The organism is Maribacter sp. MMG018 (assembly GCF_018100785.1).
Taxonomy (GTDB): Bacteria; Bacteroidota; Bacteroidia; order Flavobacteriales; family Flavobacteriaceae; genus Maribacter.
The window spans coordinates 61,643-82,302 of record NZ_JAGJEC010000004.1 but is presented as its reverse complement, the minus strand read 5'-3'; the positions used below and the strand labels follow the sequence as shown (position 1 = coordinate 82,302).

The window sequence follows — 20,660 nt, the reverse complement described above, 5'->3', positions numbered from 1 at the left end:
GGAATTGAAAAAGGAAATTTTCTTAGTATTGGATATAGGTACGAGTAGCATCAAATGTGGATGTCTTACCTCTTCTTCTGATATCTTAGTCGAAAAGAAAGAAAAATTTCCGATGATTCATAGTGGAAGTTCTTTTGAGATAGACGTTGTTATATTCTTTGATATTGTTAAGAATTTAATCCTACAGTGTCTTTCTGAAAAGGTTGTTCAAATGGGGAAGGTAAAGGCCTTGCTTATAACAAGTCAGGCCAATACATTCGTCCCTGTCACGAATGATTTTAACCCATTGCGCAAAGGAATCGTTTGGTTGGATGAACGGGCAAAAGATGAAGCTGATTATTTAAAAGCACAATTACCTGATTATCCTAAATACTCAGGTTTTGGGCAACCACTTTCAGGATTGTTCGCTTCAAAACTATTGTGGTTGAAGAAAAATGAACCTGATGTTTTTCAAAAGGCCAAATACTTTCCTTTAATCAATGAATACTTGGTGTATCAGCTTACATATAATTTTTATGCCGATACTACTAGTTTTGGAATGAGCGGAATGTATGATTTTGTTCAAAAAGATATTAATGGAAAGCTCTTACAGATTTTAGAACTTACTACAGATAATTTCCCTACGATAGAGGATGCGGCAAAAAGAGGTGTGTTAATTTCTAAAGAAATATCCAAAGAATGGAAAATACCGTATAGGTTTCCTGTCTATTTATGTGGTAACGATCAGTGTGCTTCGGCATCTGGTGCAGGTTTAAAAGATGCTGGGGATATTACAATAAATTTTGGTTCTGCCTTGGTATTATTCTCGATAACCAAAAATATTACCACAGATTTAGGGGTGGACCAAATTGCGGGTAAATATCCAATATCTGATGACTGTTTTTTATTAAACTATGAGCCGGATTTCGGTATTGTCATAAGGGATTTAAAGGAAAAATTATTTAAAGATGGTACTTATAATCAACTTTTTCAGACTTATATTGATTATCCAGAAATAGAAGAAAGAACACCGGATTTTTTAGATAATGACCTTGAGTTCAATACCGGTAAAGAAGCCCATCAATTTTGTGCCAGTATTATTAAATATTATGTCAATCAATTAAAACAACACATCATTGGCATTGGTCAAAAAGTGTGTGTTAATAATGTTTTTTTATCCGGTGCAATCACAAAATCAACCGTATTGCTCCAAATAATTAAAAAAGAAGTTAAACAAACGATAATCATCAACAATCAAGAAAATGCCGGATTAGTTGGTGCTTTGAATATTTATCTATCAAAAATATGAAAAATCAAGATTTCACCTACGACCCGTCAAAACATGTTCCCTTTAGGGATAAAGAAGTATTGGCAAGAGTTAGAAATATAAAGCGGGAAGATATAGAGAAACACAAGAACCCTGATTTCAATATTCAAGTTGTTCCTGATGCGGATATGGGTGTTATAATGCTTTTTGATATTTTTCACCGTATTAAGACCGCCTCTGATGCTAACGAACCCATTGTATTGATTATGCCCAATCCTTGGCCGCACTTTAGAATGTTGGCACACATGCTCAATAAGTTCAAAGTAGATTGTAGTAAACTGTATACGTTCAATATGGATGAGTACGCGGATCAAGATGGAAATATTGCTCCTGAAACTTGGAAATATGGTTTTGGTTATGCATTTAAAAATTATTTCTATTCCAACCTGGACAAAAGTATTCGTCCTCCTGAAAAACAGATACATACGTTTACGAATAAGAATATTAATGATTATGGTCAAATGATTTCCGATCTTGGTGAGGCCGACATGGTTTATAGCGGTCCTGGTTGGACAGGTCATTTAGCATTTATTGAGCCCGACGCACCAGAATTTAAAGCTGGTTCAATGGCCGAATGGATGGAAATGGATCCTCGAATTGTTACACTGAGTCCATTTACCCTTGCACAAAATTCCCTTCATGGTAGTTTTGGCATGAGTGGTGATTTGGCAATGGTGCCTCCTAAGGCGGCCACTATTGGTCCTGCCCAAGTGGTGAGGGCAAAAAATAGAATGCAATTTTGTGGAATCAGCGTGCAGGGCACGGTCAGTTCATGGCAACGTTTGGTCACTCGTCTTGTTCTACATGGAGAACCAACACCATTGGTTCCTGAATCCGTACACCAACTTTTACGAACGGATTCATATGTTACGGAAACAATAGCAATGAATATTGAACCTGATTTTGAAAAAGGATATTAATGCACTACGAGAATATTAAAAGTACACTTTATAAAAAAGAAGCTGTTATAGACGTGCATACCCATGTTGGAATATCCCCTAAATTCTTTTATCAATATGGATATCCCTATGCACTTTCAGTTGAGGACCTTGTTATTCGTATGAATCAGCTTGGTATTGATTTTTCTGTAACATTTCCTTTTGTTGACTCTGCATATTATGTAAATAATAGTAGCTCTTCAAGGATTGAAACGACCACTGAATATTGCAATTTTCCATTTGAATTGGAAAACAAGAATATGTTGAATGAGATAAATGAAATATTTCCTGAATACACGAACAAAATACTTCCATTTTTAATGTTCGATCCTTCCCGGGAGGCTGAGAAACAAGCGAATTTCATGGAAGAGATTTCAGAAAAGTATTCTATTTTCGGAATTAAAACAGCTTCCACATATATACAAGCTTTTGTAAATGATTTGGAAGGTAAGGGAAGTCCAATATTGGAGTTCGCACGTAATAAAAACTTGCCCATTATATTCCATTCTTCAGTCCATCCAGATGACCCATGGGCTTCTGCTTCCGATATAGTGGATTTAGCGGAAAGGAATCCTGATATTCGCTTTTGCATAGCTCATTCGGCTCGCTTTTTAGAACCGGTATTAAAAAAAGCGGATGAATTGGATAACTGTTTTGTGGACTTCTCAGCATTTATAATTCATTGTAAACTTGCTGTACAAAATTCGCCCAGTATAGCAATCGAAGACCTTCGTTTTAAGGCTGACTATAATGATCCTCTATCCGTAATGGTGAAATTGGCAGAAACCTATCCGGACACGATGCTTTGGGGAAGTGATACTCCTTTTAACTATTGGATACAAAAGTATTACACAGGCGATGGTAAATTAGTTGAAGATCGATTGGATTGTGAGTATAGGGAGGAAACTAACATATTACATAATGTACCCAAAGCCTTAAAGACCAATATTACATACAAAAATAATTTACGCTTTTTATTTGGAGAGGAGATATGAAAAAGTTATTTGCAGGAGTAGCCATAGTTGATGTGACACCACAAAAGCCAATGTTTTTGCATGGTTATCCACATGTAGAACGAACAAGCGAAGGCACTCATGACCCGTTATATGCATCCGCATTAATTATAGATAATGGAGAGAATCAAATAGGTTTTTGTGCGGTGGATGTTATTTTTATTTCCAAGGAAATTACAATCCAGGTTAGGGAACAAGTCGAAAAGACTACTGGCATAAAAGGTGAAAACCTAATGATTTCCGCTTCGCATACACATTCAGGGCCAGTAATTGTTACTGATATTTTTTATGACCCTGTTGTGCCTGAGGCTGATCCAGAGTATATAAAGTATTTGGTTCATAAGATCTCAGAAGTTTTTATAGAAGCATTCAAAAACAAAAGACGATGTAAAATAGCCATAACGTCAGCTGACAGTACAGGTGTTGGAGGTAATCGTCATAGTATCTCGGGTGCTATTGACCCTGAAGTGCCTATTGTTGTTTTAAAGGATTTTAATACAGGGGATATTTTTGGCTTATCAATTATTCATTGTATGCACCCGACTGTATTGCATGAAGACTCTAAATTGTTTTCTGCCGATTTTCCGGGTTATACAAGGAAATACATCAATGAAAAATTAGGGGAAGATGTTGTGTTGCTTTATCAAACCGGACCTTCCGGTAATCAATCTCCAAGACATTTTATTGATTCCAATACGTTTGATGAAGCGAAACGATTAGGATTTATTCTAGGAAAACGTATTACGGATAGTGTTCTGCAACTAAAAGAGACCGATTTTCATGATTGGTGTACTTTACAGATTCGACAATCCAATCTAGACCTCCCAAGGAAAAAGTTTATGTCTCTCAAAGATGCTGAAGCGAAAGTGGCGTATGTAAAAAACAAGTTACATACAATGCGCATTAAGGGTGAACCGGCCACAGAAATTAGAACGGTAGAATGCGACTGGTTTGGGGCGGAAGAAAACTTGAAGTTGACTAAAATGTGGATTAATGGAGATTTGGAAAAGGTGTATGGTTCTATTTTGCCAGCAGAGATTAGCAGTATTTCTTTAGGTGAATTTTATTTTGTTTTTCTGCCGGGTGAATTATTCGTGGAGTATTCTTTAAAGATTAAGGAAAAATTACCAAAAAAGGTATTCGTTAGCACCCTGTCTAATGGTGTTTTGGGCGGATATATTGTTACCGAGAAAGCAGAAAAAGAAGGAGGATATGAAGCTTCGAATAGTGTTTTTTCTGCAGAAGGAGGGAAATTGATTATTGAAAAGGTTTATGAAATGTTGAGTTAAAACCATTGGGAGTATTTATTTAGAAAAAAAATGACAATAACGACTTTAGATTGGATAGTAATAATAGGATATGCCTTAGGTATGTTATTTGTGGGATTCTATTTTTCAAGCAAGAATAAGAATTCTGATGATTATATGCTTGGGGGGCGAAATATGTCACCATGGAAGGTTGGGCTTTCTCTTTTTGCTACGATGTTCAGTGCCGTATCTTATCTGTCTATGCCTGGAGAAATGATAAAGTACGGACCGATGATTTGGTCATCATTGTTTGCTTTGCCCTTCATATACCTTGTGGTTGCATATTACTTTATTCCTTATATAATGAAGCTCCAGATAACGAGCGCTTATGAATTACTGGAGACAAAATTAGATGTTCGAACTAGAATAGTTGCTGCGGTTTACTTTTTGACAATGCGTATCGTTTGGATGGCTGTAATTATCTATATGGTATCTGAAAAAGTTATTGTTCCCATAATGGGTTGGCCTGAAGAAACAGCTTTATTCGTGAGTATCGCCATGGGAGTGGTTACAGTAGTTTATACCTCTTTTGGTGGTATAAAAAGTGTTGTATTGGGGGATGTTGTTCAAACGTTTATTTTATTTGGAGGATCAATAGTAGCAATTATATTAATCGTAAATGAGGTGGGTGGTGTTTCGAATATAATCCCTACTGAATGGCCAAGCCAATGGGCTGAATTTGAATTTTTTGATGCTCAGGCCCGTCTCAGTTTTTTGCCTATTGTCATAACTACTTTTGGATGGTATGTCTGTACGGCAGGATCTGATCAAATGGCTATACAACGTTATTTGGCAACGAAAGATATCAGGGCAGCAAGACGAATGTATCTAAATTCCATATTATCCAACGCTGTTGTTACTTTGCTTTTAGCAATTCTTGGCCTTGCTCTATTTGCATATTTCAATATGTTTCCAGACTTAGTTTTGAATGGAAGCTCAATAATAGATGAAGCGGATACCTTATTTCCAAGATTTATTGTAATCGGTCTACCTGCTGGTTTTTCTGGTCTGGTTTTAGCAGGTTTGCTTGCCGCTTCGATGTCAAGTCTTTCTTCTGGTATTAATTCTTCTGCCATGTCTATTATAAATGACTTTATTCTTCGGTTTAGTAACAAAACCATCACGGATAAGGATCAGGTGAAATGGGCAAAATATATATCCTTCAGTATTGGTTTCATTATTGTTTTGTTAAGTTTTGTGGTAGGTAACATTAAGGGGAATTTATTAGAGATAACGTACAAGACTATCAATTTACTGGTAGCCCCATTATTTGTCCCATTTTTCATGGCCATGTTTGTAAAAAAGGCAAAACCTACCGCTACTTTTATTGGTACGCTGTTAAGTGGAGTTACGGCAGTATTGATTAGTTTTTCCTATGAGTTTTTTGGAGAAACCATTTCCTTTCTTTGGATTATTCCAGGCTCGTTTATTGTTGGGGTTCTAATTAGTTTGGTTTTAGGTTTTTTAACAAATGATACTTTGGAAACGCGAAAAAAGGAGAAGTGATGAAAAAATGTTATAAGTAAGTTTATGAATAAATTCATACCCAAAAATGATTACGAAGTACTGTTGAAAGATTATCAACGGGATGGGGTAGTACGTATAAGAGAATTTTTTTCACAAGAAATAGTAGCGGAAATTCGAGATGAATTAAAACGATATATGCGCGATGATTTACCTTCTTTGCCCCCAGATGCCAAAACCACGGAAAAAGATGGTAAAACTATTCGCAATCTTTGGAGGTTGGAGCTTTATAATAAATATTTTAAAGAATTGGCTGAAAGAGATGAAATCATTTCTTTAATTTCCAAGCTTGTGAATGGCAAGGCGATACTTTCAGGGGTAGAGACATTTAATAAGCCGGCACTGGTTGGCTCGGATGTGCCTTATCATCAGGACAATGCCTATTTTTGCCAGACACCGCCTGATATGCTCACTCTTTGGATAGCGATTGACCCGGTAACTCCCCAGAATGGTCCAGTTTATTTTATTAAAGAGTCACATAAAGCCGGCATGAGACCTACCAAAATCTCAGGTGTGAAGGGTAATTCCATTGGCTTGGCCGAACGGCCAAATATCCCAAAAACTGATCAATTTTGCGGTTTGCTAAACTCGGGTGACGTTACAATCCATCATTGTGAAACGGTGCACCATTCTGAGCCTAATCACTCAAGTAATTCACGTCTTGGATTACTCTTTGTATACCGAGGAGAACATACCCGAACCAATCAGGAATTGAAGGAAAAATATACCAAAGCGGTTGATGCAGTTCCGCCTGCATAAAACAATAGTTATGGGGTGATTGGAAAAATTATGTTTTGGGGTTGTGAAATTTTAATGTTGTTCTTTAGAATCTACTTTTAGTGTTTTGCAATAAATCAATATGAGAAATTTAAAATTTAATATAATGGGTTTGAAAATGGCGCTAATTTTTTTACCAATGCTAATTGTTTTAATCAGCTGTGGTGGTAAAAATCATAGCCCAAAAAAGGTTATTCACGATTCTATTGGCGAGCAGGTATTTGATAAAGACTCCGTACTTTATAAAATAATTTCTAAAAAGGGTATTACTAGAGGATATCAAGCAGTTCCTGATGCCTGCCGTCTAGATAATGGGGATATAGTGGTAGTCTTTTATGATGGTGACAACCATGTTACGTATCCCAATCCAGAGTATCCTAATGCAGGAAGAATTTGTTTGATTAGATCTAAGGACGAAGGGAGCACTTGGAGTAATCCCATTGTGATATATGACGATGTGAATGATAATCGTGATCCCCATATAAATCAGATGAGTGATGGCTCATTAATCGTAAGCTTTTTTTCATTGGAATTTGATGTTTCTGAATCACAAGGTTTAAAAGGTGAAGAACCTTCTTACAACCAAGACCAGGTTTCCAAATTTGGTAACAATCCAGATCTTTTACACGAACAAAAACCGGAAAACTCCGAAGTGAAAGTCAGGCCTACCGGGCAGATCAAATGGACCAGTAAAGGACCATATATATTAAAATCTTTTAATAATGGCAACACTTGGCAAAAAGAAGCGAAACTAATATCTACTTCAAGGCCGGAATGGAATTGCTCTGCTAAAGTTAGAGAAATGCCCGATGGCTCATGGTTATTACCTGTTTATCGGTCTGAACCTTTAAAGAAGGCTGCCTGGGGCGGCGTTATTCCTTCCTTCGACAAGGGTAGTACTTGGGGTGAAGTTGTGTCAATAGGGGAAGATGCGAACCTTGTACTTGCAGCAGAAACAGATGTTATTTTATTAAAAGATGAAACACTTTTTGCCGTTTTACGAGGAGATCGCTCTCTGGTTAATATGCATTACGCATCAAGCAACGATTTTGGAAAGAGCTGGACGCCTGTAAAGGATATCGGTTTCGTAGGCCACGCTCCCTCTTTAACACGTCTTAAAAGTGGGGAAATTTTACTTTCATATCGGGCCTATTGTGATGAAAGTGGATACTATACCGGCTTACGAATTAGCCGAGACGAAGCTAAAACATGGGAAGGTCCATACCTTATAGATAATACTCCAGGTGCCTACCCTTCCACGGTAGAATTATCCGACGGATCAATATTGGCTATATATTACGAAGAGGGGGAAGGGAGTTCAATCCGGGCAATGCGCTTTAAATTACCGGAAGATTCTTATGATATACAGTTTCCATTCCCAAAACAAGTGGAAGCACTTTCTATGGGCCATTAATGGTTAACTGTTTTTAGTAGATATTCAATTATGAAAAGGGAAATTATAAATAAAAAAAGGGGAGTGACGGTTAATTCAATGTATTTTTTGTTTATAATTTATTTTGTTGCCCAAATTTCTGCGTGTAAAAATAATACAGAGGTACAGGTTTCGAATCAATTTAAAAGTTCCTTGACAAAAACTACGGCTAATTGGCAACTTTTTATTGATGATTTTTGGATTGAGGATAGCACAAATATTACATACAAACTACATCAGCCCGAAAGGCATAATGATAATCCTTTGATTCGGGCAGATGTTCCTTGGGAAGAAAATCCATATTGTTTTGGAACTGTTATTTTTGATGAGCAGGATTCTATTTTCAAATTTTGGTATCAGAGTTATAATCATAAAGCTGAAATAAAGGAAAAAACACCAATTCTTTATTCTATCAGTAAAGATGGTATTAATTGGGTCCGACCAAATCTTGGAATCAAAGAGTATAAAGGGTTGACGGAGAATAATATTGTTCTTCATAATTATGGGTTTCATGATTTATATTCCCCAAGTGTAATAAAGGATAATGAAGATCCTGATCCGGCCAAAAGGTATAAAATGATTTGGTGGGACTTTCCTTTGGGGAAAGAAGGGTACAAGGACGATGGAATGTGCGTTGCCTTTTCACCCGATGGCATCCATTGGACGAAGTATGCAGGAAACCCTGTTCTATCTGTGAATAAAACATCCAAATCCATTAGTGATGTTATGTCTCTTATGAAAGATACAAAAACAGGTAAATTTGTTGCCTACACCAAAGGTTGGGCAGAACCTTGGCCAGCGTTTAGGCAAATTGTACGTATCGAAAGCAGCGATTTAATAAATTGGTCGGAGCCCGAAGTTGTTATCAGTCATAAATTCGATATTGAAGACCCTCAGTCTTATGGGATGACTGTTTCCCAATATGGAAACTCATATATTGGATTACTTCAATCGTATAAAAAACCGGGTGATGAGACTATTGATATTCAGCTTACTATTAGTCATGACAATAAGAAATGGCAGCGGGTTGCAAATCAGAAAACATTTCTCCCATTGGGTAAAATCGACAGTTGGGACGATGGAATGATTTTTTGTGCTCCCGTGTTCAATCATGGTGATAAAACACTGATTTATTACGGTGGCTGGGACAATACACACGATAGTAAGGTCAGAAATAGTGGGATTGGACTGGCTACCCTGCGCTTGAATGGTTTTGTTTCCTTGAATGCTGGCCAGGAATCGGCCTCAATTACTACTAAGACCATACAAAATGCAGATGGTCCATTGTTTATCAATGCCGATGCTAGTAATGGATCCCTACGTGCAACATTAATCGATTCGGAAGGCAACACAATTCCCGGATATTCTTTAGAAGATTGTCACCCAATTGTTAAAGATGGGACTGTTCAATCAATTCGATGGAAAAAGCATAGCGAGCTGCCTAAAAACGAAAATACTTTTAGTATAAAATTTGAGATGGTGAATACGGAATTGTATGGTTTTTTTGCAGGTACAGAAGCTAAACGTGCTGATTAATAGGAGGCATAGCCTGTAATACCTTGGTTTATGATAATTTCGATGAATTTTTAATAATAAAAATATGAGAAGAAGTAGAGTGTTGGAAAAATTAAGGGGAGGAAAGACGGCCAGTTGTTTTAAAGTCAATCTGAACGATGCAAAAGTTTCCGAGATTGTTGCAATCTCGGGATTCGATTGTGTTTGGGTAGATCAGGAACATATTGGCCAGGATTGGTCTACGCTCTCTGCAGGAATTTGGGCTGCAAAAGCACATGATACCGACGTCATGGTCAGGGTTTCCCGTGGCGGTTACAGCGATTATATTAGACCGTTGGAAATGGATGCAACTGGGATAATGGTTCCCCATATTATGAGTCTGGAAGATGCTAAAAAGGTTGTTGATATGGTTCGTTTTCATCCAGTCGGTCGTCGTCCAATTGATGGGGGTAATGCAGACGGAGCCTATACGGCACTTGATTTTAATGAATACATTCGATTAGCGAATAAAGAACGCTTTGTTGCCCTGCAGATAGAAGACCCCGAGCCATTGGAGGATATTGAGGCAATTGCAGCATTGGAGGGCTATGATATGTTGTTTTTTGGTCCTGGGGATTTTAGTCAGGGAATTGGTGCTCCTGGACAATGGAATCACCCAAAATTAATTGAAACCCGAAAGTTGATAGCGAAAATGGCCAATAAATATGGTAAATATGCGGCCACAGTTGGCAGTCCTGATAATTTGAATGAATTACTGGATATGGGCTATGATTTTGTTAGCGTAGGGGCGGATGTCGTAGGTCTGTCAGCCTATTGCCGCGATATTGTCAAAGGATTCGATTCCAGAAAAGACAATGAAGCAGAGGAAAATAAAAAAGGAACGGAAAGTCCATATAAATAATATTGTAATATGAAAAAACGACTTTTGGGAAACACGGGAATTCACGTGTCGGAAATTGCCTTTGGTGGTGTTGAAATAGGAATGCCATATGGTATTGGGGTTAAAAGCCAAGCTGATATGCTCTCGCAAAGTGAATCTGTTAACCTATTGCATGCTGCCTTGGACAAAGGAATTAATTTTTTTGATACGGCACGTATGTATGGTGCTAGTGAAAATATTATGGGGCAAGCTTTTAAGGATAAAAGAAATGAAGTAATCATTAGTACAAAATGTGTAAAAATACGAGACAAGTTTGGAGTCTTGCCCTCGGCTAAAAAAATAAAGCAAATTATTGAAAAGTCCTTAAATGATAGTTTAAAGGCCTTGCAAACTGATTATGTGGATGTTTATATGTTACATCAAGCAGATCTTGAGATTTTGGATAATGATGTAATTGCCGAAGCTTTTCTTGAATTAAAAAACAAAGGAATGATTAGGGCAACAGGGGCTTCCACCTATTCATTGGAAGAAACAAAGAAGACTATTGAGGTGGGAAATTGGGATGTAGTGCAATTACCTTACAATTTAATGAATCAATCACAAGAGATGCATTTTCCTTTGGCGGAGAAGTGTAAAATAGGGATTATGGTTCGCTCTGTTTTGTTTAAAGGAATATTGAGCAAAAAAGGAAGGTCTTTGCATCCTAAATTAAAAGATGTCCAACAACATCTTCAACTATATAAAGAATTATGTAGTAAACTAAATTGTGATCTTGCCGGATTGGCTTTGAAATTTGCGTTGTCATCCGATCAAGTTTCTTCAGTACTTGTTGGTATTGATCGGATAGAATATTTAAAGAACTCAGTAGATGTTGCAGATGGCAATTATTTAGATGAAGAATTATTAGGGAGAGCAAGAGAACTTGAGTACCCTGATGTTGATTTTTTAGATTTGGTGAAATGGGAAAGAATGGGATGGTTGACATAATGATTTACTTATAGTCGGTTATTGTAAACTTATTAATATCAATTATTAAAGTTCTTGTTCTTTAGCATCTTTATACTCCCTAAATATCTTTTTTGATAGGGTTTTGAAGGGTTGTTATATGATTATTACTTGTAATGTTTTACATAAAACTGCGGCCTGTTTTCAATTTGGAGCCAACGATCCCTCCAATGTAATGTAGAACAATCGCACTCTCGAACTAATTCTTTAATCGGCACGTCGTCAGAAGTATTGCTAATACGATTAAAAATAATTTAAAAGAACTTGATTTGACTGTTGAAATCTACTCAGACGGACTTAATAAAAAACGAATAAAGCACAATTATCATGAAATATAAGTTAATGAATGTTTGCTTTTTATGTTTCATTCTTGCTTCTGCTTTGAGTTGTAAAAAGACGAATTCAGCTAATTTAAGTACAGAAATAAAACAAGAAGATTCCCGAACAGCTACACATAAAAATAAGCAATATCTGGGGGATAGTACTCTAGGTGTAAGTAAAATAAAGGATGTCGTAATTTACAGGGATTCTATGTTTTTCTCAACATTTCCGTCGGTAATAACACGACCGGATGGCGAGATATTAGTAGCATTTCGTAGGGCGCCGGATCGTAGAATATTTGGAGAGGGGGAGACAAACCATGTTGACCCAAATAGCTATTTGGTAATGGTAAGATCAAATGATTATGGAGAAACATGGACTGAAAAGCCTGAATTAATTTATTCCCATCCCTTTGGAGGTTCCCAAGATCCCTGTTTGTTGCAATTGAAAGATGGAACACTTCTTTGTGCAAGTTATGGTTGGGCTTTTCTTAGGCCTGATGGTATATCCAATTTAAAGCAACCTAATTTAATTAATTCAGAGAATGCCGTTTTTTTAGGGGGTTATTTGGTTCGTTCTTATGATGGCGGGCAAACATGGGGTGACGTTTTGTATCCTCCACATATAGAACCGGAAATATTGAATGATGCATTTGGTAATCCGGTTTCTGCATATAATAGAGGAGCATTGTATGAGGCAAATGATGGTAAGATTTTATGGATAGTAGCTGCCCATGACACCCCTACTAAGACCTCAAATCATCTTATCACATCTAAGGATCAAGGATTATCATGGGATTATGTTTCTCCGGTAGCTGTAGATAGTATAATTTCTTTTAATGAAGCATCAATAATTGAAACTCCAAAAGGAGATCTTGTAGGTTTTTTAAGGACCGCTAATTTTGAAGACCAAGCTGTTATTTCCCGTTCGGCGGATGGGGGTAAAACTTTTAAATGGGAGTCGATGGGTTTCCAAGGACATCCTTTAAATGCTTTGCAGTTAAAAGATAAGAGAGTACTACTAACTTACGGATACCGCCATAAACCATATGGGATACGCACCCGTATTCTAAATCCGGAATGTACCGATTTTGCAACAGCTCCCGAGATCGTACTTCGTGATGATGGAGGTAGTAGGGATATTGGTTATACCTGGGCAACCCAAACCGAGGATGACAACGTTTTAGTAATCTATTACTTTAATCATGATAATGGCACACGCTATATTGCTGGTACTATTTTAGAAATAGAGAATAAATGATATATGAGGTTTATAAAAATAACCGGATATATAATCCTGGTTTCAATAGGTACCCAAATATTTAGTTGCCAAATGAATAAAAAAAACTTTGTGTCAGAATCAGTAGTTAAAAACGCGAAGGACAAGTTGCAGTATGCTATAGAGAATTCCTCCAAATGGCAGAAGGTCCATGCAGCAGAGTACATTCTTAATCATAATTATTCAAATAATGTGTACGACATTTTTGCTGAAGAAGAGAAGTATAATAGAAAAGAGCCTTATTACCGTATAGGGTTGTGGCGCGTGTTAAATCAAGCGTCAATATCTTTAGAGGAAAAAAATAAGTGGCTCGATTCAATTTCAATGGTATACGAAGAGTATACTTCCCTTGACCGTATACATGCCGCTGAAACTTTGGCTAAATTAAAAGTGTCACCATATTCTATTTCTGTTAAGGTTACGGATTCGGTCCTTAAAAGTACCCATGACCCAATGTGGGCCTATACCTATTGGGGTACAGCCTACACTTCGGAAAAGAAAATGTGCGAGGTGAAAAATAAATTTATTGACATCATTTTAAATTCTGAAGAATCAACTTTAGTTAAGAAAATAGCGATTTATGCATTATATAAAATGAAGGATATAAGTGTCCAAAATTGGGATTTATTATCTTCTAGAGCTGTTAACGAACATAAGGATTCACCGTTGTATACAAGTTTATTGACCTGTACACTGGCAAATACACCTAAAGATTCCTTGTTTTCCAAACGTGTATTTAAATGCAGGGAAAAGTTGGATGAACAAATATATTCATCGAATTTCAATGAGCTCTCTTCAGCACTGACCGTATACCAATATATTGCTACCGAAGAAGATATACCTTTTCTCACATCGTTTATGAATAAAGATATTGATGAGGATAACATAGAAATAACAATGGCTGCCGCAAATGCAATATTGAGTGTTGCAGGAGCGGGGCGTTAGGCTTTTAATGAAATTAAACAATATGATAAAATTAGGGATTATAGGAATGAGCGAAGGAAATGCTCATCCCCACTCATGGTCGGCCATAATAAATGGTTGCTATAATGCAGAGGAGATTAACAAGATGGGTTACCCAGCTGTATCCAACTACCTAAAAGCGAATGAGGATACTTTAGGCATTAGTGGGGCAAAAGTCACCTGTGTCTGGACCCAAGATAAATACATTTCAGAAAGCATCGCAAAAACTGCAAAAATTGAAACCATTGCAAGTAGTTTGGAAGAAATGGCTAGCATGGTCGATGCTGTAATACTGGCGAGGGATGATCCGAGAAACCATGTCGCTATGGCAAAGCCTTTTATCGATGCGGACATTCCCATTTTTATTGATAAACCACTCGCCATTACCGTTGAAGATTTGGAATATTTTTCAAATCAAAACGCCAAAGGAAAATTCATTATGTCCTGTTCTTCGATGCGTTATGCCAACGAATGTAGGATTGTAAAACAAGAGCTAGCCTCTTTGGGCAATTTGGAATTGGTCACTGCGGTCGGTAAAAAAGATTGGATTAAATATGGAGTCCATCTTATGGAAGCATTGTTTTCTTTGTTGGATGACCCTAAACCGGTATCCGTAAAACACGTTGGGGAAGCTGGAAAAGACATTGTCTATATTAAGTTTGAAAATGGTTTAGTGACCACCTTACACCTCTTTATGGACATCGCTCCTACCTTTCAAATTTCATTGTTTGGACAAAAAGGATGGAGATTAATGGATATTAAAAATTCGTATTCCATGTTCAGAGACAATATTATTGAATTTGTCAGATCGGTAGAAGAAAGTAAGCCTAGGCTCCCATTTGAAAAAACGGAAATGATCATTAAAACCCTTATCGGAGCAACGGAAAGTCTCGAAAAAGGGGGTAAAACCGTGTATTTATAAAGGCAACCAAAAAATATATAAGATGAACGTAAAAGATTTATTGAATTTAGAAGGAAAAGTTATTCTGGTTTCCGGTGGTGCAGGCTCCTATGGTAAAAGCATAGTGGAAGGGCTTGGTGAAGCTGGAGGAACAGTTATAATAGCGTCACGTAATTTAAAAAATGGACAAGCCGTAGCCGAAGCTTTTCGAGTTAAAGGGTTGGATGTTCACGCCATGCAGGTAGATCAAGGAATACATGAATCTGTTTTAGCGCTCAAAAAGGAAATTTTGAAATCGTTTGGAAAACTTGATGTGTTCGTAAATAATGCTGTTGCGCGTCCCATGAATGGGTATGACGATTCAATGGAGAATTTTGCTGAATCAATGCGGGTCAATGCTACCGGAATGGTGGATATATTGCGTGAGATGTGCAAAATTATGGAGGAAAATGGAGGAGGAAGTGTTATCAATATCAGTTCCATGATGGGTATGTATGGTCCTGACCTTACCAATTATGAGGGAACCGATATGGGAAACCCTCCACCGGATTACTTTTTTCACAATGGAGGACTGATTAACCTCACCCGATATCTCACAAAGATACTGGCTAATAAAAATATCAGGGTCAATTGCGTAAGCCCGGGTGGATTATTCAACAACCAACCGGAACGCTTCCTTGAAAATTACTGTAAAAAGGTGCCTGCAGGTCGACTTGCAAACAATGATGATATCAAAGGACTAATGGTTCTCCTTGCATCCGATGCCGGAGCCTATATTAACGGTGAGAATATATTGATGGATGGCGGACTGAATGCCTAACCGGATATAAGTAATTCAAAAATATTATAGGATGAAGTATGCAAAAATATTAGGAAAGCAAGAACGTAATATTGTAACATCGAAGTTCGCAGGGTTTATTCCCGATGAAATATTTGATATTCATGCCTATCACCATAATCCAAAAGCATTTTGCTTTCGATGTATTGCCTTTTTTTAAGATACGGGTATATTAGGCGATAAAGGACATAGAAATGCATTACTAAGATATATGCCGACTAAGGTTATTCACGGGCTCTATTTTGGGATACCTCACGGAACAGTTAATCGAGAAGAAATGAATGCATGAGTTAAGGAAGAACTCAAATAAAGGGTGCATCTTTAAGTGAAATTGGAAAAGGGAAATTTGCTTTTGTTTATAGTTCTTAATAGGGCAATATCTGACGAAAATAATCAGAAGTAAATACGGCGACTTTACCAGACTTATCCATATGTCAGACTTATTCTTTCCCATATTGCTAGGAGCTTTAATTATCGAAATGCACGAAGCGGTTTGCAGACCTTGATAATGTAGTAGTAGATACATCCACGACATGTAAAATCGTAATCGGAGGCATGCCTTCTTCACCCAAGCTAAACGTTCAACTTGGAACAGATTTTCTTGGGGTCAAAGCGGTATATATAAGAAAAATGCTAGATCATGGTTTACTGGTATCATCAGCCTTTTACTTGATGTATGTGCAAAAAGAGGAGTATTCTGAAAAATTCATCGATGCGCTTGATATAGTCTTTGAAAACATAGGGAAAATCATTGAACGTAGCCGCATCACTGAAAAAACGGGAAATAACCGAAAGCGCTCTGGTTTTGCACGTTTAACATGATTTTTTAGTGTATCTTATTTGTTCTTATTGGGTTTGAGTATGTTCTTTTCGATAATACTTCTATTATTAGTGTCAATGTTCAGGATTATTTCTTCGCAACATGAATAAAATGAGAACTAATATATAAAATGAACTATTCAAAAACCTTTCAGTTGCCTTTTGTATTTCTGAATTATAATCGCGGATATTTTTTGATTATCAATGATTTTATATGACTGATTTAGTCAAAATATGAATAACTTGATATAAAAATGCTATTTTCTTTTGTAAGTGCCTATATAAACAGTAGTTACGAGATATTACTGTTAATGATGAGCTTTTATTCATGAACATGTGATTGTAAAAGGGTATTGTTTTTAATAATATGATAATATTGTGACTAATATTTTATTGTTATTTTAGTTTTTTATTGACTGAAAATGTTTATTTTTGATTGATTCAAACATTATAATGATTGTATGTGGGGGTTGTTGCGAATAAAATACCATAGTGAGTTTTGGCAACTTCTAATTAAGTTTTAATGTTCGTATCTGTCATTTTAAAATAATAATAACCAATTAATCCAGAACCAATGAAAAAAAAGTTTAAAAGTCCTCTACTGCACTTTTTCAAAATAGATTATCGTCTATTGTTGATTTTCGTCTCGATTTTCATAAGTCAACAAGATGTTTATGCGAATCTCTATGATGATGCTATTTTGTCAAATCTTCAAGTTGACCAGAAATCAATCCAAGGAAAAGTTGTTGATGAAGATGGCCAGCCTTTACCTGGGGTCAATGTATTGGTAAAAGGGAAAACACAGGGCGTCATGACTAATTTTGATGGAGAGTTTGTTCTTTTAGTTTCGTCTGATGCTGAATTTTTGGAATTTACATATATAGGAATGAAATCGCAAGAAGTGCCTATTGATGGGCGTGCATCTTATAATATTGTAATGGAAGTAGAGGCGTTTGGGTTAGATGAGTTTGTGGCCGTTGGGTATGGTAGTCAATCTAAAAGTACACTAACCACAGCTGTTTCTAAACTAGATGACAAAGTTTTGGAAAATATACCTTTTACCAATGCAGCTACTGCGCTTAAAGGAACAATAGCTGGATTAAAGGTTCAAAGTACTTCTGGACAGCCTGGTGCTGCCCCGAATATTGTAATTAGGGGTGGGACTTCTATTAATAGCCCTAATAGTGCCTCTCCGATATATGTTATCGATGGTGTAACACGTTATGATATGAACGATATTAATCCATCCGATATTGAATCAATTCAGGTATTGAAGGATGCTGCATCTACTGCTATTTATGGTGCTTTAGGTTCTAATGGGGTAATTATTGTTGAAACAAAATCTGGTAAAAGTGGAAAAATTCAGGTGAATTATAAAACTAATGTAAGGTTTGGAGAGACCAGCAGAAGGTATGATTTGTTAAGTGCTAAGGATTTTGTGTATTATTCTAGAATAGGATTAGATGCAACGTCACAAATACTTCCGGCTATAGCGCCGCAATTGGATGGGTCTACATATGCTGGGGGAATAGGTAATGATTTAACAAACAGCACATATTCAAGTTTGCAGTATTTAACCCCGGAAAATGAATATAAACTAAATGAGGGTTGGCAAAGTATGCCAGATCCCTTAGATCCATCAAAAACATTAATTTTTTCCGATACCGATTTTCAGGATTTGCTTTTTAGAACAGCTGTTTCTATTGATCATTCGTTATCAATTTCTGGGGGTGGAGAAAAAACGTCATTTAGTTTAGGACTTGGGTATTCGGATAATGAAGGGATAGCTATTCAGACGGATTATAAGAGATACACTTTAAATTTAGGGGGTGAAATAGAAATAACTGACAAAATTAAGGCTTATGCTAAAGTTATGTATTCTAATGTGAAGAATACTCAAGTTCATAATATACAAAGTGTTTTTAGAGATGGTCTTATACAGCCTCCAACAAATAAACTTTACTTTGAGGATGGTACATTGGCCCCGGGCCGAAATTTTTCCTACTCTAATCCATTGTATTCTTTGTCGGTTAATGATGCACGTAATCTTTCTAATGATTTAACTCTGATTGTAGGTGGCCATTTTGACATTGCAAAAGGCTTATCGTTTGAGCCACAATTTTCTTGGAAGCAAGGAACGGACTATTCGAGAAACTTTACTGGTGCATATTGGAACGGAGTGGCCTCTTATGATACATCTCGAAATGCTAGTACATCAGTGATTCAAAGTTATAGTCCTCAGTTTAACGGTGTTTTCAATTATGCAAAAAAATTAGGCAATCATGATTTAAGCTTAATGGCTGGGTTTTCTTATTTAGGGAATGATATTGATGAAGTAGAGGCAACTGGTAATGGCGCTGCAACCGATTTAATTCCTACATTAAATGGTTCTGCAGTGCCTACCTCTGTATTTGGTCAGGAAACCCATCATGTGTTGTTGGGGTATTTTTCAAGAGCTACATACAATTACAAAGAAAAATATCTTCTGAGTGCAAGTTTAAGATACGATGGAGCCTCAAATTTGGGTGAAAAAAATAAATGGGGGGTTTTTCCAGGTGTTTCGGCAGGATGGGTAGTGAACAAAGAAGATTTTTGGGCAAACATGATACCTGAAAGTGTACTTCAATTAAAACTAAGAGGAAGTTACGGTGTAACAGGGAATATTAGTGGTCTTGGTTATTATCAGGCTCAGGGAGAATATGGTTCAAATGCCAAGTATGATAGTAATTCTGCTCTGCAGATTTCTGTTTTACCTAATCAGGATCTTAAATGGGAACAATCAAAAACATTGGATTTTGGTGTAGACTTAGGGCTCTTTAATAGGAGAATTGATATAATGTTCGATTATTATAGACGAGTCAGTGATAATTTGTTAACAACGCTTGACATGCCGCCAACATCTGGGTTTGATAATATTATTACAAACTATGGTTCATTGGAAAATAAAGGTATAGAAATTGGGGTGAATGCTCATATACTTCCTCATTCATCTGAATTGCAGTGGAATATGTCTTTTAATACTGCAAAAGTGAATACTAAAATTCTAAAACTTCCACCAAATGGTGTTGAAAATAATCGTGTGGGAGGTTATTATGTTTGGGATTCTGAGTTAGGTGAATATGCATGGAAAGGCGGACTCCAAGAAGGAGGAAGAATAGGGGATTTATATGGATTCAAACAAGTTAGTGTATACGCTACCGATGAGGAAGCTGCCGCGGGTCCGGTGGATATGTTAATTCCTAGGGATGATAAAACCAAATCTGGCGGAGATGTTAATTGGTTGGATGCCGATGGTAATAATATTATTGACACTAGGGATATGGTTTATATGGGGAATCAGTATCCTGATTTTACAGGTGGTTTTTCAAACCAATTTACCTATAAGAACTTTAGTATGAATTTTCGCATGGATTATTCCTTAGGAGGTACTGTTTATTATGAGACGGGAGCTAGACTTGAGGGTAATTTTTCCGGAGCAAATGCGATTAGTGCAAACGTGCTTAACTCATGGGAGAATCAAGGCGATATTACAGATCAACCAAAATATTATTGGGCGGATCAAAACGCAAATTGGAATGTTTGGAATTCTAGAGGGAGTTCAAGATTCTTTCAAAAAACAGACTATTTGAGCATTAGGGAGGTCACTTTAGCTTATAATCTTCCATCGAATGCTGTGAAAAAGATTGGATTGCAAGATGTAAGGCTTCATTTAACAGGTAATAACCTTCATTATTTTACTAAATATGAAGGACTTAATCCAGAGGTGACGGATTCAGATGTTGGATATCCTATTCCAAGAGAACTGATTTTTGGTGTATCAATTAATTTCTAAATCAATTTTAA

16 protein-coding genes are annotated in these 20,660 nt (G+C 36.7%); all 16 read left to right on the top strand.

Translation table 11 applies throughout. The annotated features are described in order from the left end of the window. The first annotated feature begins 4 nt into the window (after nucleotides 1-4). Complete coding sequence (locus J8L85_RS15400) at nucleotides 5-1,288, top strand: FGGY-family carbohydrate kinase (protein WP_211018751.1); 1,284 nt, start codon at nucleotides 5-7, stop codon at nucleotides 1,286-1,288. Continuing rightward, nucleotides 1,285-2,226 (top strand): hypothetical protein, encoded by a 942-nt coding sequence (locus J8L85_RS15395; RefSeq protein WP_211018749.1) that lies wholly within the window; start codon nucleotides 1,285-1,287, stop codon nucleotides 2,224-2,226. Before J8L85_RS15400 ends, J8L85_RS15395 begins: the two co-directional genes overlap by 4 nt. After that, a complete protein-coding gene (locus tag J8L85_RS15390; RefSeq protein ID WP_211018746.1) occupies nucleotides 2,226-3,239 on the top strand; it encodes an amidohydrolase family protein in 1,014 nt (337 codons plus the stop codon). Before J8L85_RS15395 ends, J8L85_RS15390 begins: the two co-directional genes overlap by 1 nt. Continuing rightward, a complete protein-coding gene (locus J8L85_RS15385) occupies nucleotides 3,236-4,546 on the top strand; it encodes a neutral/alkaline non-lysosomal ceramidase N-terminal domain-containing protein (protein ID WP_211018744.1) in 1,311 nt (436 codons plus the stop codon). The genes J8L85_RS15390 and J8L85_RS15385 overlap by 4 nt, the downstream gene beginning before the upstream one ends. Nucleotides 4,547-4,576: 30 nt before the next feature. Continuing rightward, the gene (locus tag J8L85_RS15380; RefSeq protein WP_211018742.1) at nucleotides 4,577-6,070 is read left to right on the top strand and encodes a sodium/solute symporter; all 1,494 of its coding nucleotides are present in this window, start codon (nucleotides 4,577-4,579) and stop codon (nucleotides 6,068-6,070) included. Between the two features lie 24 nt (nucleotides 6,071-6,094). Next, complete coding sequence (locus J8L85_RS15375) at nucleotides 6,095-6,847, top strand: phytanoyl-CoA dioxygenase family protein (protein ID WP_211018740.1); 753 nt, start codon at nucleotides 6,095-6,097, stop codon at nucleotides 6,845-6,847. Nucleotides 6,848-7,004: 157 nt separating this feature from the next. Then, nucleotides 7,005-8,279, top strand: coding sequence for a sialidase family protein (locus J8L85_RS15370; protein WP_211018738.1), 1,275 nt, complete (start codon nucleotides 7,005-7,007; stop codon nucleotides 8,277-8,279). A gap of 30 nt (nucleotides 8,280-8,309) precedes the next feature. Continuing rightward, nucleotides 8,310-9,833: a hypothetical protein gene (locus J8L85_RS15365; protein WP_211018735.1), complete on the top strand. Its 1,524-nt coding sequence runs from the start codon at nucleotides 8,310-8,312 to the stop codon at nucleotides 9,831-9,833. Nucleotides 9,834-9,897: 64 nt separating this feature from the next. Continuing rightward, on the top strand, nucleotides 9,898-10,713 hold the full coding sequence (locus J8L85_RS15360; protein WP_211018733.1) for an aldolase/citrate lyase family protein: 816 nt from the start codon (nucleotides 9,898-9,900) through the stop codon (nucleotides 10,711-10,713). A gap of 9 nt (nucleotides 10,714-10,722) precedes the next feature. Further along, nucleotides 10,723-11,679, top strand: a complete 957-nt coding sequence (locus tag J8L85_RS15355) for an aldo/keto reductase (RefSeq protein WP_211018732.1) — start codon at nucleotides 10,723-10,725, stop codon at nucleotides 11,677-11,679. 345 nt (nucleotides 11,680-12,024) lie between these two features. Beyond that, nucleotides 12,025-13,278, top strand: a complete 1,254-nt coding sequence (locus tag J8L85_RS15350) for a sialidase family protein (RefSeq protein WP_211018730.1) — start codon at nucleotides 12,025-12,027, stop codon at nucleotides 13,276-13,278. A 90-nt stretch (nucleotides 13,279-13,368) separates the two neighbouring features. After that, nucleotides 13,369-14,241, top strand: a complete 873-nt coding sequence (locus J8L85_RS15345; RefSeq protein WP_211018727.1) for a hypothetical protein — start codon at nucleotides 13,369-13,371, stop codon at nucleotides 14,239-14,241. Between the two features lie 22 nt (nucleotides 14,242-14,263). Then, nucleotides 14,264-15,181 (top strand): Gfo/Idh/MocA family oxidoreductase, encoded by a 918-nt coding sequence (locus J8L85_RS15340; protein WP_211018725.1) that lies wholly within the window; start codon nucleotides 14,264-14,266, stop codon nucleotides 15,179-15,181. Nucleotides 15,182-15,203: 22 nt separating this feature from the next. Further along, complete coding sequence (locus J8L85_RS15335) at nucleotides 15,204-15,980, top strand: SDR family oxidoreductase (RefSeq protein WP_211018723.1); 777 nt, start codon at nucleotides 15,204-15,206, stop codon at nucleotides 15,978-15,980. 573 nt (nucleotides 15,981-16,553) lie between these two features. Next, nucleotides 16,554-16,820 carry a hypothetical protein gene (locus tag J8L85_RS15330; RefSeq protein ID WP_211018720.1) on the top strand — a complete coding sequence of 89 codons (267 nt, stop codon included), beginning with the start codon at nucleotides 16,554-16,556 and terminating at the stop codon, nucleotides 16,818-16,820. A gap of 571 nt (nucleotides 16,821-17,391) precedes the next feature. Further along, nucleotides 17,392-20,649 carry a TonB-dependent receptor gene (locus tag J8L85_RS15325; protein ID WP_211018718.1) on the top strand — a complete coding sequence of 1,086 codons (3,258 nt, stop codon included), beginning with the start codon at nucleotides 17,392-17,394 and terminating at the stop codon, nucleotides 20,647-20,649. Nucleotides 20,650-20,660 lie beyond the last annotated feature (11 nt).

Coding starts and splice junctions, on each gene's coding strand:
- J8L85_RS15395 (WP_211018749.1), top strand. CDS start 1,285: ATGAAAAATCAAGATTTCACCTACGACCCGTCAAAACATGTTCCCTTT.
- J8L85_RS15390 (WP_211018746.1), top strand. CDS start 2,226: ATGCACTACGAGAATATTAAAAGTACACTTTATAAAAAAGAAGCTGTT.
- J8L85_RS15385 (WP_211018744.1), top strand. CDS start 3,236: ATGAAAAAGTTATTTGCAGGAGTAGCCATAGTTGATGTGACACCACAA.
- J8L85_RS15380 (WP_211018742.1), top strand. CDS start 4,577: ATGACAATAACGACTTTAGATTGGATAGTAATAATAGGATATGCCTTA.
- J8L85_RS15375 (WP_211018740.1), top strand. CDS start 6,095: ATGAATAAATTCATACCCAAAAATGATTACGAAGTACTGTTGAAAGAT.
- J8L85_RS15370 (WP_211018738.1), top strand. CDS start 7,005: ATGCTAATTGTTTTAATCAGCTGTGGTGGTAAAAATCATAGCCCAAAA.
- J8L85_RS15365 (WP_211018735.1), top strand. CDS start 8,310: ATGAAAAGGGAAATTATAAATAAAAAAAGGGGAGTGACGGTTAATTCA.
- J8L85_RS15360 (WP_211018733.1), top strand. CDS start 9,898: ATGAGAAGAAGTAGAGTGTTGGAAAAATTAAGGGGAGGAAAGACGGCC.
- J8L85_RS15355 (WP_211018732.1), top strand. CDS start 10,723: ATGAAAAAACGACTTTTGGGAAACACGGGAATTCACGTGTCGGAAATT.
- J8L85_RS15350 (WP_211018730.1), top strand. CDS start 12,025: ATGAAATATAAGTTAATGAATGTTTGCTTTTTATGTTTCATTCTTGCT.
- J8L85_RS15340 (WP_211018725.1), top strand. CDS start 14,264: ATGATAAAATTAGGGATTATAGGAATGAGCGAAGGAAATGCTCATCCC.
- J8L85_RS15335 (WP_211018723.1), top strand. CDS start 15,204: ATGAACGTAAAAGATTTATTGAATTTAGAAGGAAAAGTTATTCTGGTT.
- J8L85_RS15330 (WP_211018720.1), top strand. CDS start 16,554: ATGCCTTCTTCACCCAAGCTAAACGTTCAACTTGGAACAGATTTTCTT.
- J8L85_RS15325 (WP_211018718.1), top strand. CDS start 17,392: ATGAAAAAAAAGTTTAAAAGTCCTCTACTGCACTTTTTCAAAATAGAT.